Source organism: Streptomyces sp. ME19-01-6 (assembly GCF_033793745.1).
Classification (GTDB): Bacteria; Actinomycetota; Actinomycetes; order Streptomycetales; family Streptomycetaceae; genus Streptomyces.
The window spans coordinates 261,090-274,404 of sequence record NZ_JARAXF010000001.1; the positions used below are offsets into that span (position 1 = coordinate 261,090).

At 69.1% G+C, this 13,315-nt stretch carries 14 protein-coding genes; 8 read left to right on the forward strand and 6 right to left on the reverse strand.

Annotated elements, in window-relative coordinates:
- Positions 1-301: 301 nt before the first annotated feature.
- A complete protein-coding gene (locus PV419_RS01140) occupies positions 302-1,081 on the forward strand; it encodes a hypothetical protein (RefSeq protein ID WP_319685705.1) in 780 nt (259 codons plus the stop codon).
- A 411-nt stretch (positions 1,082-1,492) separates the two neighbouring features.
- Here the strand turns inward: PV419_RS01140 and PV419_RS01145 are convergent, their stop codons facing one another.
- Both PV419_RS01145 and PV419_RS01150 read right to left on the reverse strand, forming a co-directional pair.
- Positions 1,493-1,651, reverse strand: a complete 159-nt coding sequence (locus tag PV419_RS01145; RefSeq protein ID WP_319685706.1) for a hypothetical protein — start codon at positions 1,649-1,651, stop codon at positions 1,493-1,495.
- Between the two features lie 79 nt (positions 1,652-1,730).
- Positions 1,731-2,159, reverse strand: a complete 429-nt coding sequence (locus tag PV419_RS01150; RefSeq protein ID WP_319685707.1) for an ATP-binding protein — start codon at positions 2,157-2,159, stop codon at positions 1,731-1,733.
- Positions 2,160-2,324: 165 nt separating this feature from the next.
- On the opposite strand from PV419_RS01150, the gene PV419_RS01155 reads away from it, so the two are divergent.
- Together PV419_RS01155 and PV419_RS01160 are read left to right on the forward strand one after the other, a co-directional pair.
- Positions 2,325-3,173, forward strand: a complete 849-nt coding sequence (locus tag PV419_RS01155; RefSeq protein WP_319685708.1) for a helix-turn-helix transcriptional regulator — start codon at positions 2,325-2,327, stop codon at positions 3,171-3,173.
- A 10-nt stretch (positions 3,174-3,183) separates the two neighbouring features.
- Entirely contained in the window at positions 3,184-3,384 is a 201-nt protein-coding gene (locus PV419_RS01160) for a DUF397 domain-containing protein (protein WP_319685709.1), read from the forward strand.
- 177 nt (positions 3,385-3,561) lie between these two features.
- On the opposite strand, the gene PV419_RS01165 is transcribed toward PV419_RS01160, so the two are convergent.
- The 4 genes from PV419_RS01165 to PV419_RS01180 all read right to left on the reverse strand — a co-directional run bounded on the left by PV419_RS01165 (position 3,562) and on the right by PV419_RS01180 (position 6,873).
- Positions 3,562-3,738: a hypothetical protein gene (locus PV419_RS01165; RefSeq protein ID WP_319685710.1), complete on the reverse strand. Its 177-nt coding sequence runs from the start codon at positions 3,736-3,738 to the stop codon at positions 3,562-3,564.
- Positions 3,739-3,950: 212 nt separating this feature from the next.
- A complete protein-coding gene (locus PV419_RS01170) occupies positions 3,951-4,427 on the reverse strand; it encodes a hypothetical protein (protein ID WP_319685711.1) in 477 nt (158 codons plus the stop codon).
- Positions 4,428-4,503: 76 nt separating this feature from the next.
- Positions 4,504-6,399: an alpha/beta hydrolase gene (locus PV419_RS01175; protein WP_319685712.1), complete on the reverse strand. Its 1,896-nt coding sequence runs from the start codon at positions 6,397-6,399 to the stop codon at positions 4,504-4,506.
- Positions 6,400-6,408: 9 nt separating this feature from the next.
- On the reverse strand, positions 6,409-6,873 hold the full coding sequence (locus tag PV419_RS01180; RefSeq protein WP_319685713.1) for a hypothetical protein: 465 nt from the start codon (positions 6,871-6,873) through the stop codon (positions 6,409-6,411).
- A gap of 266 nt (positions 6,874-7,139) precedes the next feature.
- On the opposite strand from PV419_RS01180, the gene PV419_RS01185 reads away from it, so the two are divergent.
- The 5 genes from PV419_RS01185 (at position 7,140) to PV419_RS01205 (ending at position 13,256) form a co-directional block, all read left to right on the forward strand.
- Positions 7,140-9,905: a helix-turn-helix transcriptional regulator gene (locus PV419_RS01185; RefSeq protein WP_319685714.1), complete on the forward strand. Its 2,766-nt coding sequence runs from the start codon at positions 7,140-7,142 to the stop codon at positions 9,903-9,905.
- 81 nt (positions 9,906-9,986) lie between these two features.
- Positions 9,987-10,895: an alpha/beta fold hydrolase gene (locus tag PV419_RS01190; protein WP_319685715.1), complete on the forward strand. Its 909-nt coding sequence runs from the start codon at positions 9,987-9,989 to the stop codon at positions 10,893-10,895.
- A 50-nt stretch (positions 10,896-10,945) separates the two neighbouring features.
- Positions 10,946-11,695: a DNA repair protein RecO gene (gene recO / locus PV419_RS01195; RefSeq protein ID WP_319685716.1), complete on the forward strand. Its 750-nt coding sequence runs from the start codon at positions 10,946-10,948 to the stop codon at positions 11,693-11,695.
- A 36-nt stretch (positions 11,696-11,731) separates the two neighbouring features.
- A complete protein-coding gene (locus PV419_RS01200) occupies positions 11,732-12,571 on the forward strand; it encodes an isoprenyl transferase (protein WP_319685717.1) in 840 nt (279 codons plus the stop codon).
- A 145-nt stretch (positions 12,572-12,716) separates the two neighbouring features.
- Positions 12,717-13,256 carry a hypothetical protein gene (locus PV419_RS01205; protein WP_319685718.1) on the forward strand — a complete coding sequence of 180 codons (540 nt, stop codon included), beginning with the start codon at positions 12,717-12,719 and terminating at the stop codon, positions 13,254-13,256.
- Positions 13,257-13,315 lie beyond the last annotated feature (59 nt).

Below are 13,315 nucleotides of genomic sequence, written 5' to 3' on the forward strand. Positions count from 1 at the left end.
ACGGGCGTGGAACGCCTTCGCCTCCCCGCAGGCCGGCCGCCCACTTGTCGTCCTGCGTGCGCTTCACCGGCCGCTCCTCCTCGGTGGCAGGGGCTAGGGAGAACAGGTACAGCCGGACGGGGGACGCAGGTGCAACGTACGAGGGCGTGCGGGAGGTGGCTCATCATCGGCCCGGCCGTCGGGTTCTGCCCGCAGGCCCTTGACCGGGTGCCGCTTCGACGGAGGATGGGGGGAAGAGAGCGGGTCTGCGTGGTGACGTATGGGCCTCTGATAACTCCGACAGCAGGGAGCGTTTCTTCCGATGACCGCACAGCCCGCACGCCCCGAGCGCCGCGGTCCCGAAACCGCCTCGGTCATGGATGTCTCGCCGTTCAAGCCTTCACTCGTCAAAGCGGTGTTCAGGGACGTGACCTCGATGCACGTCTCCCGGTCGGCCGCGTGGGCCGCCGCGTCGGTGACGCGGACAGTGCTGACGGAGATCATCGACGGCGCGAGGAGAGCGGCGGCGGAGGAGGCCCGGAAGAAGCTGATTCCCGGGGACCTTCTCTCGGCGATCGACCGGAACGTCGAGCTCGAGGTGGGGGACAAGTGGTACGACCACAGCCCGACGTTTCAAGGCCTGACCGGCGTCCTGTACGACGCTGAGGGTGTCATTGTGCCTTCTCGTAAGCGCAGCAGGTCGCGCAAACCGAGTGCTGTGGTCGGCGCCCACAGATTCGAGGCCGGGGTCAAGAAGCTGCTGTGGAGCCAGGGGGCGACGGCCGTCCCAGCGATGGTCCGCGACCTGGACGGAATCGCGAGCGTGTTCCTGACGGACCTCGCCCGGGACGCGGCCATGGTCGTCCGCGAGGGCGGGGTCAAACGTTTCGGTACGGTCACCCTAGTGATGTCGGGCGAACCGGACCCACCCCCGTTCCTCAAGGATTCCCTCCAGGCCCTGTCCCCCCGCAGGGGGGACAGGCGGACCATCGGCAGGGATGACATCCTGGCCGCCACCACGATTCAGTTGTTCGGCGGCAACCTCAGGCAGCGAGCCCTCACCGAGGCATGCGAGGCGACACAGAACACTTCGGCCGGCTGAGCGGGTGCGACCAACATCGCCGCCTGCACCCCATCTGCTACCGCAGACTCGCCAAATGAGATGGCCTCTAAGTCCTTGGCCGTCGGCGGCCGGGGCCGCAGCATCACCTGCCGTCCTCATCCATACCGTCGGAATCGGAGGCGCTGCGCGCCTCGGCAAGGAGCTCGTCCAGCGACCAGGTGTCCCATCGCGCCGCGGCCCTCTCAATCGGGCTTCGCCCTCGCCAACGCGGCGTAAGCGTCTTCTGGGGGCACGGTTTACCTCGCGCTGTTCGGTATCCAGCGAAGCGTCAGGTCGGGCAGATTCTCCATGTTGCGATCACCGTCGTTCGTGTCGATGACAGTGAAACCGTGGCCCTCGTGGAACGCGCGGGCATCGGTGTTCTGCTGTAAGACGTGCAGGGACACCCCGTCAGCCGATGATCTCCGCATCACGCACTGCGACCCAGGTACGACATCGCGTGAGCAGGGCGTCGCGGACCCATCGGGTCACCTGCTCGTGATTGCGCTTCTGCGGGGGCAGATAAGGCATGGTTGCCGACGTTGAGGTCATATGGATGCGCGCGATCACGGCTGCATCCGCCTCCTCGGCGAATCGGGTCCAAGTCGCCCTCATCGCTCATGTCGGGAACCTACCCGGTCCACTGCCGTCATTCGGCGAGCGGTTCGCGCAGCTCGAACCAGATGTGTTTGCCGGTGGGTTGCGTGCCGCTTTCCCAGGTGACGCCGCATGCGTGGGCGAGTTGCTTCATGAGGAAGAGTCCGCGGCCGCCTTCCTCGTCGGCCTCCGCCCTGCGCGGGCGGGGGAGGTCGTCCGGCGAGCTGTCGCGTACGGCGATGGTGGCGATGCGGTCCCGTAGGAGGGCGTCGATGTGGATGACGGGGGTGGTTGTGTGCTGGTGGACGTTGGTGACCGCCTCCGATACGAGGAGGCGGGCCGTGTCCGCGAGGTCCTCCAGGCCGTTGGCCTGGAGGAGGGCGGCGATCGCGTCGCGGCAGGCCTTGGGGCTCTTGGAGGAGTTGGGGGCGCTGAGCCGGTAGGCGTAGGCGGGTTCGGCGGCTTCGGCGGGTTCGGGCATGGCGGTGTCTCCCAACGCGGTGCGTGATGGTTTCGGTGCGCTGTGCTAGCAGGACCATAAGGCATGGTGAGCACTCGTGCTATCGAGTCGTAGAAGTTGTGCTATCCGTGGACGTGTGGGAGCGTCGCACGCGACACTGTGTGCAGGAGGCAGGGGAGGGTCTACATGCCGAGGACGGCGCCGACTGCGAGGCAGCGACGTCTTGGGGCGGAGTTGCGCAAGATGCGCGAGCACGTCGGGATGAGTGTGGCGAACGCTGCCGCGCAGTTGGGGGTGGATCGGACTCGCATCAGCAACACGGAGGCCGGTCGATTCGGGGTGAGCGAGGAGCGCGTCAGGGCGTTGGCCGCGATCTATTCATGCGGAGATCGGGCCTACGTTGACGCGCTCGTGAACATGGCGACCGAGCGTGTTCACGGCTGGTGGGAGGAGTACCGGGAGAGGCTTTCCGCAGGCGCTCTTGATCTGGCCGAACTGGAATTCCACGCGGTGAGCATGCGGTCGGTGCAGACGATGCACATCCCCGGTCTGCTGCAAACCGAGGACTATGCGAAAGCGGTCTTCGCTACGGCGGTGCCCGAGCCGACGCCGGTGCAACTTCGCTGCAGGCTCTCTCATCGGCTGAAGCGCCGTGACGTGCTCGACAAGGACGCCCCGCCGCAGTGCACCTTCATCATCCACGAGGCAGCCTTGAGGGTGGGGTTCGGTGGCCCGAAGGTGGCTCGGAGCCAGCTCGAACACGTCCTGGAGGCCTCGGAGAGGGACGCTGTGGCCGTTCGCGTCGTTCCCTTCTCGGCCGGAGGGTTTCCGAGTGCGGGTAGTTCCACCCTCTATGTCGCGGGGCCGGTTCCACAGCTGGATACGGTGCAATTCGACGCGCCGTTCGGCGTGACGTTCCTGGATGCCGAGACACATCTTGCCAACTACAAGGCGGTCCTCGACCGGATGGAGCGGCTGGCTCTCAGCCCGGAAGACACGCGCGACTTCGTTCACGCGATCGCGCAACAACTGTGAAGGTATGGAGATGTCGGAAATACAGTGGCGGAAGGCTTCGTACTCCGAGCAAAATGAGGGCAACTGCGTCGAGCTGGCCCACGCTCCCGACGCGTCGATCCTCCTCCGCGAGAGCGACGAACCGCACACCGTGATCACCACCACCCCCACCACCCTCCGCGCCCTCACCCGCGCCGTGAAGGCCGGGCGGTTCGATCACCTGCCCCACTAGGGGGCCGGCGGCCACGCGGCGGAGCCGCAAATCGGCAGGGGCCGGGAAAGGGCGGGGTGGGGTGGCTGTGTGGTCAGGGGTGGCCTTCGGCAGGCCGCCCCTCGATCGTGCGACAGCGCCGCAGGTAGTGACAGTGGCGAGCGACTGCTTGGCGTCGTCGGTGCCAGTTCGACCAGCTCAGTGCGTGGTGTGGTCCTCGGCGGCCACGGAGGTGCGGCGGTCGGGGACGGCAAGCTGCCAGGAGTCGCCGAACTTCCGCGACCGTGAACTCGATTGCCCCGGCTGTCCCACCGGTGCCGCCCCCTTTTCCCGGACCTGGTGCGCCGTGGCGGCCAGGAAGGCGTGCGCGAGCATGGCCAGAGTGATGTGCCGGTACCAGCCCACGTAGCGACCCAGTGCCGAACGAGGTAGGAAAACCCTGCCGGAAGGGGAAGTGTGAGCCGCGAGTGATGCCATGAGCTGAGCGGAGCTGATGAACGTGGACGACCCCAGTCCGAGACGTCCACCATGCGCCGAGTATCGGGGGCGCGCGGGGCCCGCGGGCAGTCGCGTTTCAGGATGGGTCATCAGTAGTCGTCGGGGTCGACTCCCTTGGGGGATCGGTAGGTGGGAGACCCGACGTAGAACACGATTCGGCCCTTCTTGGACGCGGACGCATGCGCGTTTTCTCCGGAGTTGCTGACCCAGAGTTCCGCCGACAACGAGTACTCGTCCTTTTTGTGTACGGCCTCTACCTCCAACTGGCGATCCGTTGAATTTACGTGCCCGAAATCAGTGATACGCCACCCCTCCTTCGGAAGTTCTTCACGCAAGCGGTAGAAGCCGCGCGTCAACTCCCGATCAGACAGGTGAGAGATGGACCAGGCATGCAGGACGGAATACTCCCGTTCCCCCTCTCGGGAGCGCATTGTCGCAGGTCCGGCCGGCGACACTTTCCCCTGAAGCTGGACCATGTCGAACACATCACTGGACAGCTTTCTGACGTGCTCCTTGGCCTGTTCCGGATGCTTTTCCTTCGTCGCCGCACCATCCGAGTCACTCATGGATCCGCACCCCACGACACATAGGAGAACCGCCGCAGCGAGCAGTACCCGTCGACATCGCCACGCCTTCCACACGTCAGATGCCCCAATTCGGCGGCTCACGCCAGTCGACCGGCAGAAGTGATCCATCGTCGCGTGGCTTCATCTGCACCTTGTCGTATTCTCCCACGATGACACTTCCTTGGTTCTTGATACTGAGACTCGGCGCATTTTTGTCGTCGTCGTAGTCCCAGTAGCCGCTGTGCCCCTCGGTGTCAGTGGCCATCTGGTTGGCGCCGAAGACCGGGTCAGTTGGGTCGACGCCCGAGACCCCGCCCCCGTGGCCGAAGCGGCCAAAGCCGTTTACCAAATCGTCACCCTTGGCGTGCTCATTCCAGACATGCCCCTTGCTCACGTCCAGATCCTCGGCATTTTCCACCCGGGCGCCAGGGCTGCCGGCGAACACGATGTCGTCGACACCGAGGTCCCCCTCGTTGGCCGCGGCGCCGATGACCGTGGTCCCATACGAATGCGCGATCGCAGTGATATGAGCGTCGGAACCAGATTTGTTCGCAGCGTTCAGGCCATCGATGAACTGGCCGTACGCACCTGCGGCATTGTCTGCGTATTTATCCTGAGTGGCCTCCGGGAAGACTTCCGGCGGCGCATCGTAGCCTATCCAAGTAACGGTCGACACTTCCTGATCGGTCAGTTGCTGAGACGTTTTCCACAAGTTCACCCCGCGATTGATGTCCCCATTACTGTTGCTGAGTGAGGCTCCGGTTCCAGGTGTGTACACCGCGATGTGATCCGCGTCATCAGGATTTCCGTTGGCGACGATGGCCCGTCCCCGCCCTTCCGGGCTGAATCCCAGCAGATACGCCTCCGGTAGACCGTCCTCTCCGGTCTTGTCAAAGCGGCGCTGAATGGCCTCTATGCCCTTCAGGGGTTCGGAAAACCTGGATCTTTCCCTGTTCCACGCTTGCCAGGCCGGCGTCAACTGCTTTTCACCCTGAATGGGAACCTGGCCTATGTTGTCCCACTTTTGCTCGTACTTCCTGGGCTCAGGGTGTTCCTTCTCGAACTCGTCGAGTTTCAGGCTGAGTTCCGCGCGGCTTTCGGCAAGCACAGTCCGGTTGGCTTCGTCGCGCACGGCTGCGGGTAAACCGTCACGCTTGCCGATCCCTGCTGGATCGAGGGCGAGACAAGCGTCCTGCTCGTTCTTCGACAGGCTCTTCCACCACGTGGCGTTCTCTTCTGGATTGCTGTCCTTCAGGGGCGCTTTGATGGCGTCCAGGTATTTCTTCGCACCACGGCGGACACCACCCATGTCCCTCTTCGCGTCAGCCCAGTCCTCGGCGGCGACGACCAGATCGTCGTCAGCCTTCAACTTGCGCAGCTCAGGGGCCCACTTTTCGTCGGCCCGGGTGGCCTGGTGGACGGCTTGCGCAATGCGGTTGGCGATGGCCAACGCGCGGTCGTAATTCGGGTTGTCCTGGAGGTTCGATGCCTGGCGCTCAAGAGCCTCGGCCGTGTCCTTCGCGTCCCCAGCAGGGTCGATCGGGTTGCGGGTCTCCCCGGAGGCAACCCCCTTGACCGTACCGCCCCCGGGCACCTTGCCATCGACCTTGTCGCCGGCCGGCGGGTAGCTGACCGAGCCGTCGGAGTGCACGGTGAACTGCGCGGCAGCGGCATCCTCCACAGCGGCGTCGAGCTTGTTCTTGGCTGCCCGCAGTTCGTAGGCCAGAGAGTTGAGAGCGGTGGTGATGAGTCCGCATTCGACCTGGGTGTATTGGAAGTTCGCGGCCAGCTTCTGAAGTTTTCGGACAGCCTCGTCCACGGCTTTGCCCTTGAGTGACTTCCGCATGCCCGCGGTCACTTGCTGCTCGATGTCGTCCTTGGCCTGACTCGCCATGTCGCCGACGGTCCGATAGCCGCCCGCCGCGCCCTCGAACTCAGACGGCTTGAGGGACTTGAGAGTCGAGTAATCCACTGGTCCCCGTCACCGCCCCCGGCTCTCGCCACCGACGGACTTCGTGTCCTTGTACAGGCCGTCCAACTGATCGAATGCGTGCTCGATGGCCGCGTCGTTCTCGTAGTGGTGATCCCCGGCCTTCTGGAGCCGGTCCTGAAAGGTGCCGCACTTGCCGCTCACACCTTTCAGATAGCGCTTCCAGGAGTGGTAGAGCTCCCGCTGGGCCGCTGCGCTCTCGATACCGCCTCCGGTCTCGCTGCCCGCGCCCAGGCCGTCCTGCTCCTCCTCCAGCTTTGTCAGCGCGGTTCTGATGTTCCCCCGCAGCTTGCCGACTCCCTGGCCCGCCTCCGTCCACGCGTTCTTGCTGGACCTCACGCTGCCCGATCCCTCTTGCTCCCAGTCGGGCTTGTCACCGGCACCCGCGAGGCTCATCCCGGTCTCCCCGGATGCCTCGCGCTTCATCTGCGCCCATTCCGCCTCGAACGTCGACATGCGATCCTCTCCCCTCGCACTGCACACCCGGCAGCGATGTGCAAAACGATCACCCTAACGACATGCCCACGTCACGGCGTGTCGCTGTCTCATATCCACCACAAACGCACCTCCTATTCACCACAAACGCACGCCGAGCGCTTAAGCCGCCAGGATTGGGCCCAGGCGTGAGGCCGCGCATCCCCGCGGAGCGGACCGCGTACAGTCGGCCCGGCGCGCGGCGTCGGACCCGCCGCGCTCACGAGCACAGGCACAGGGGGATACGCATGCCAGGGCGCCGACTTGCCGGACGTGCGGCCGAACGCGCGGTGCTCGCCGATCTGCTCGACGGCATCCGGTCCGGCGCCGGGCGGGTCCTGGTGCTGCGCGGCGAGCCCGGCGTCGGCAAGTCCGCGCTGCTGCGGCACGCCGCGGAGCACGCAGCCCCCGCCAAGGTCCTGCGCGCCACCGGTGCCGAACCGGAGACGGGCCTCGCCTTCGCTGCCCTGCACCAGTTGCTGCGGCCGGTCGCCGGGCTCATCGACGCGTTGCCCGGGCCGCAGCGGGACGCGGTGCGCGGGGCGTTGGGGCTGGCCGCGCCGCCCGCTGCGCAGGACCGGTTCCTGGTGGCCGCGGGGGTGCTGTCGCTGCTGGCCGAGGCCGGGCGGCCGTACGGGCTGCTGTGCGTCATCGACGATTTCCACTGGGTCGACCGGGCCTCCGCCGACGCCCTGCTGTTCGCCGCGCGCCGCCTGGACACCGACGGCGTGGGGCTGCTGATCGCGACGCGCGACACCCCGGACACCCGGTACGCGCTGCGCGACCTGCCAAAACAACAACTGGCCGGGCTGGACGTCGCCGACGCGGCCGCGGCCCTCGCCGGCTGGGCGGCCGTGGAGCCCTCGCCGCGGGTCGCGGCGCTGATCGCCGAGGCCACGGGCGGGAATCCGCTCGCCCTCCAGGAGATCGCCGAACTGCTGACGGCCGGCCAGCTGACGGGTCACGAGCCGCTGCCCGACCCGCTGCCGCTGGGCGAGGGAGTCACCGCCGGCTACGGCGGCCGGCTCGCCGCACTGCCCGCCGGGACCCGCCGGGTGTTGCTGGTCACCGCGCTCGACGGGCGGGGCGACCCCCGGGTGGTGCTGGCCGCCGCCGCCCGGCTCGGGGCCGCGGAGCACGCCTTGGAGCCCGCCCCGGAGCAGGCCCTGGAGCCGGCCGAGGCCGCCGGCCTGGTGGTGGCCGGGCCCGCCGCGATCACCTTCCGGCATCCGCTGATCCGCTCGGCGGTGCACGCCGCCGCGAGCCCGGCGGACCGGCGCGCCGCCCATGAGGCGCTGGCCGCGGTCCTCGGGGCGGCGGGCGACGCGGACCGCCGGGCGGGGCACCTGGCCGCCGTGGCCATCGGCCCCGACGAGGAGATCGCCGCGGACCTGGCAGCCGCGGCCGACCGGGCCCGCGCCCGGGGCGGCTACGCGGACGCCGCCGACGCCCTGACCCGCGCCGCGCAGCTGACGCCCGACCCCGCCGCCCGGGCCCGCCGACTGACCGACGCGGCCGTGGCGGCCTGGCTCGGCGGGCGGCCGGGCCAGGCGCACAGCGCGCTGGCGGCGGCCGGCGAGACCGCGGAGGACCCCGGCCTGCTGGCCGAACTCGCCCAGCTGCGCGGCCGCTTCGCGCTCAACTCCGGGGACGCGGCCGAGGCGCTGCGTATCTTCCTCGCCGCGGCGGACCAGGCGCCCGACCGGCTCGAACTGCTCGCGGACGCCGCCGAGGCCGCCGCCTACGTGGGCGACAACGACGCCACCGTGCGCATCGGCCGCCGCGCCGAGGCCCTGTCCGAGCCCCAACCGCCGGGTTCCACGGACGCGTTCGTGCGGGACGTCCTGGCCGGGTCCGGTGCTCTGCAGGGCGGGGACCCCGAACGCGGGGTGCCGCTGCTCAGACGGGCTTTGGCGGCCGTCCCGGACGACGCGGGCGAGGCCGCCACCCTGCTGTGGGCGGCCGCCGCCGCCAGCCTGCTCGGCGAAGGGGACGCCGCGGCAGCGTACGGGGCGCGGGCCGGTGAGGTCGCCCGGGTGTCCGGAATGGCGGGCACGCTGCCCGTCGTCCTGGAGAACGCCGCCACCGCCGAGCGGATGAACAGCCGGTTCGCCCTGAGCGCCGCCCTGTCCACGGAAGGGCTGGCGCTCGCCCGGGAAGCGGGCATCAGCAACTCCGCGGCCGCGCACCTGGCCAACCTCGCGGTCTGCGCCGCGGTGCGCGGCCAGGAGGCCGCCTGCCAGACGTACGCCCGACAGGCCCTGGCCATCGCCATTCCGCACCGGCTCGGATTGCGCGCCGGCGTGGCCTCCTACGCCCTGGGCGTCCTCGACCTCGGCCTCGGCCGGTTCGCCCAGGCGCACGAGCGGCTGACCGCGCTGGCCGGCACGGGCCCGGGCGCCGGAAGCCCCGTGGTCGTATGGGGATCGGTCGCCGACCGGGTCGAGGCCGCCGTGGCCGCAGGGGACGAAGCCGCCGCCCGCACCGCCGTGGCCTTCCTGGAGCGGTGGTCGGCGCACGCGGCCTCGGCGCGCTCCCGGGCGCTGCTGGCCCGCTGCCGCGCGCTGGTCGCCGAGGACGACACGGCCGTGTCGCTGCTGTACGAGGCGCTGGGGCACCTCGCCGCCGACAGCGGCGCCGCGTACGACCAGGCCCGTACCGCGCTGCTGCTGGGCGAACGGCTACGCCGCGCCCGCCGGGTCGGCGAGGCGAGAGGACACCTGCGCCAGGCCATGGAGGCCTTCCAGCGGCTGGCGGCCGAACCGTGGGAGCGGCGCGCGCGGGGCGAGCTGCGGGCCGCGGGGCAGAGCGCCGACAGCCCGGCACCGGACGCGCTCGCCGCGCTCACGCCGCAGGAGTTGCGGATCGCACGGCTGGTGGCCCAGGGCGTGTCCAACCGGGAGGTGGCGGCCCAGCTGTTCCTCAGCCCCCGCACCGTGGAGTACCACCTGTACAAGGTCTATCCGAAGCTGGGCATCAGCTCGCGCGCTGAGCTGACCCGGCTGCTTCAGTAGTGGCCACCAGTGGTCCTACGGATGGCACCGACGGCCCGTCCCGGCACAGTTGTCCCCGTCAACGAGGAAAGAGAGATACAGATGACGGCAGAAGGACAGCTGGTCACGGTCGGCGACATCGAGCTGTGGACGGAGGAGTTCGGCGACCCCTCCCATCCGCCGGTGCTGCTCATCATGGGTTCGATGACCCAGGGCCTGCTGTGGCCCGACGAGTTCGTGGGCCGCCTCGCGGCCGCCGGCTACCGGGTCATCCGCTACGACCACCGGGACGTCGGCCGGTCCACGGCCCGGGACTTCGAGACCCACCCCTACACCTGGGCGGCGCTCAAGGACGACGCGTTCGGCCTGCTCGACGCCCTCGGCATCGACCGGGCGCACCTGGTCGGCCACTCCGCGGGCGGCCTGCTCGCCCAGTGGATCGCCGCGGACCACCCCGAGCGGGTGGCCACCCTCACGGTGATCGGCTCCTCACCGCTCGGTGCCCGCGAGGGCCAGGTGTTGACCCGTGCCCTGCTCGGCGAACCGCAGCCGGCGGGCAGCCTGCCGGAGCCGCGGCCGGAGTTCGTCGAGTTCTTCCGGGCCGCCCTGACGGCCGCGCCGCCCAGCACCCGCGCCGAGGCCATCGACTTCCAGATCGCGACGGCCAGGGTGATGAACGGAACGGCGCTGCCGTTCGACGAGGACGCCCAACGCCGCCTGGAGGAGCTGCTGTTCGACCGCGCCCGCGACCCGCGCACCACGGCCAACCACCGGCTCGCCGGAATGGCCGACCTGGAGGTCGAACCCGTCGACGCGCTGGTCAAGGTGCAGGCGCCCACCCTGGTCGTCGAGGGCACCTGCGAACCGGCCAAACCCGGACACGGGCAGCTGATCGCGGAGGCGGTCGCCGGGGCCCGGCTGCTGATGGTCCAGGACATGGGCCACATGATCGCGCCGGAGGTGGTCGAGCCGATCGCGACGGCGCTCATCGCCCACTTCGCCATTGCCTGAGCGGGCTCCTCGGTACTCCGCGGTGTCCGCCGTCATGGAGAATAAGCGCCATGAGTCTGTTCCGCGACGACGGCATCGTGCTGCGCACCCAGAAGCTGGGTGAGGCGGACCGGATCATCACGCTGCTCACGCGCGGTCACGGCCGGGTACGGGCCGTGGCCCGGGGGGTGCGGCGGACGAAGTCGAAGTTCGGGGCGCGGCTCGAGCCGTTCAGCCATGTCGACGTGCAGTTCTTCTCGCGCGGGGGCGGCGAGCTGGTCGGCCGCGGGCTGCCGCTGTGCACACAGAGTGAGACCATCGCTCCGTACGGAAGCGCCATCGTGACCGACTACGCCCGCTACACCGCCGGTACGGCCATGCTGGAGACCGCCGAGCGGTTCACCGACCACGAGGGCGAGCCCGCCGTACAGCAGTATCTGCTGCTGGTGGGCGCGCTGCGGACCCTCGCCTCGGGGGAGCACGAGCCGCATCTCATCCTGGACGCCTTCCTGCTCCGCTCGCTCGCCGTCAACGGCTACGCGCCGAGTTTCGACGACTGCGCGAAGTGCGGCATGCCCGGTCCCAACCGGTTCTTCTCGGTCGGCGCGGGCGGCGTGATCTGCGGGGAGTGCCGGGTGCCCGGAAGCGTCGTACCCTCGGCGGAGTCGCTGACGCTGCTGGGCGCGCTGCTGACCGGGGACTGGGAGACGGCGGACGCGTGCGAGGCGCGGCATGCCCGGGAGGGCAGTGGGCTCGTGGCGGCGTATTTGCACTGGCACCTGGAGCGGGGGCTCCGGTCGCTGCGGTACGTAGAGAAGTAGAAACACAGAACGCACGCACAGGGAGACGGCAGGGACATGGCACGACGCGGGATTCTGGGCCGACAGCGGCGCGAGTACCGGGCCCCGGACCCGCACCCTTCGGGTGCCCGTCCGCCGAAGATTCCCGGTGAGCTGGTGCCCAAGCATGTGGCCGTCGTCATGGACGGCAACGGCCGCTGGGCCAAGGAGCGCGGGTTGCCGCGCACCGAGGGGCACAGGGTGGGCGAGGGCGTGGTCCTCGATGTGCTCAAGGGGTGTCTGGAGATCGGGGTCAAGAACCTCTCCCTCTACGCCTTCTCCACCGAGAACTGGAAGCGCTCGCCCGACGAGGTGCGCTTCCTGATGAACTTCAACCGGGACGTCATCCGCCGCCGCCGCGACGAGATGGACGAGATGGGCATCCGTATCCGCTGGGCGGGGCGGATGCCGAAGCTGTGGAAGTCCGTGGCGCAGGAGCTCCAGGTCGCGCAGGAGCAGACCAAGGACAACGACGCCATGACCATGTACTTCTGCATGAACTACGGCGGCCGGGCCGAGATCGCGGACGCGGCGAAGGCGCTGGCGGAGGACGTCAGGGCGGGTCGTCTTGACCCGTCGAAGGTGAACGAGAAGACCTTCGCGAAGTACCTCTACTACCCCGACATGCCGGACGTGGATCTCTTTCTGCGGCCCTCGGGCGAGCAGCGCACGTCGAACTATCTGATCTGGCAGAGCGCCTACGCGGAGATGGTCTACCAGGACGTGCTGTGGCCGGACTTCGACCGCCGCGACCTGTGGCGGGCCTGCCTGGAGTACGCCTCGCGCGACCGCCGCTTCGGCGGGGCGATCCCGAACGAGGTTCAGCCGGAAGACGGTTCCGAGCCGGGTCCGCAGTAACGCCGACCACGCTCACACTCCTCACGGCCGGTGCCGTCGCCCCAACGGGCGGTGGCACCGGCCGTCGTCGTCCTGTGCCGACGAGCGTTGGCGGGGTACTCGGGAAGCGACAGTGGCAACCGTCGATCCCGAGGAGGTACGTGCGGTGTACGGCTTAAAGCGTTGGCTCGACCGCAGTCTGACCGCCCAGGCGGCCCTGATCGTCGCGCTGGGTGTGGGTATCTCGGCTGTGGTGCGCCGGGGTGAGCATCCGGCGTCGTGGGTGGTGCATGGCGTGCTCTATGCGGCCATCGGCATCGCGGTCGTGGCCGCGCAGCGCCGCAGGGGCCGCCGTGCGGCCGGCACCGACGTGCGCGGACTCGCCGAGCTCAACCGCAAGATCCGGCACTGTGAGGTGCCGAGTGATCCCGAGGAGCAGGAGGCCATGCGACGGCTCGTCGCCGACCACCTGAGGCGGATGGAGCGGGCAGGCCGGTGGCTGCCGTACTGGCTGGGCTTCATGGGCTTGGTCGCGGTCGGCATCCTCGCTGTCGGCGTGGCCACCGGTTCCTGGCTCTTCCCGCTGGTCTACGCGGTCTTCGTGGCCGGCTTCTGCTACTGGGCCCTGTGGATGCGGCGCCGCTCGTTCGACCGCTGCCACTTCATGCGCTCGGCCCTGGAGAGGCAGGGCGAACCGGTGTGGTGAGTTCGCCCCCGGAACGACGGCGCCGGGCGTGCTCTCCACGACCTGTGGCATGATCCGCC

Coding starts and splice junctions, on each gene's coding strand:
- PV419_RS01140 (WP_319685705.1), top strand. CDS start 302: ATGACCGCACAGCCCGCACGCCCCGAGCGCCGCGGTCCCGAAACCGCC.
- PV419_RS01150 (WP_319685707.1), bottom strand. CDS start 2,159: ATGCCCGAACCCGCCGAAGCCGCCGAACCCGCCTACGCCTACCGGCTC.
- PV419_RS01155 (WP_319685708.1), top strand. CDS start 2,325: ATGCCGAGGACGGCGCCGACTGCGAGGCAGCGACGTCTTGGGGCGGAG.
- PV419_RS01160 (WP_319685709.1), top strand. CDS start 3,184: ATGTCGGAAATACAGTGGCGGAAGGCTTCGTACTCCGAGCAAAATGAG.
- PV419_RS01165 (WP_319685710.1), bottom strand. CDS start 3,738: ATGCTCGCGCACGCCTTCCTGGCCGCCACGGCGCACCAGGTCCGGGAA.
- PV419_RS01170 (WP_319685711.1), bottom strand. CDS start 4,427: ATGAGTGACTCGGATGGTGCGGCGACGAAGGAAAAGCATCCGGAACAG.
- PV419_RS01180 (WP_319685713.1), bottom strand. CDS start 6,873: ATGTCGACGTTCGAGGCGGAATGGGCGCAGATGAAGCGCGAGGCATCC.
- PV419_RS01185 (WP_319685714.1), top strand. CDS start 7,140: ATGCCAGGGCGCCGACTTGCCGGACGTGCGGCCGAACGCGCGGTGCTC.
- PV419_RS01190 (WP_319685715.1), top strand. CDS start 9,987: ATGACGGCAGAAGGACAGCTGGTCACGGTCGGCGACATCGAGCTGTGG.
- recO (WP_319685716.1), top strand. CDS start 10,946: ATGAGTCTGTTCCGCGACGACGGCATCGTGCTGCGCACCCAGAAGCTG.
- PV419_RS01200 (WP_319685717.1), top strand. CDS start 11,732: ATGGCACGACGCGGGATTCTGGGCCGACAGCGGCGCGAGTACCGGGCC.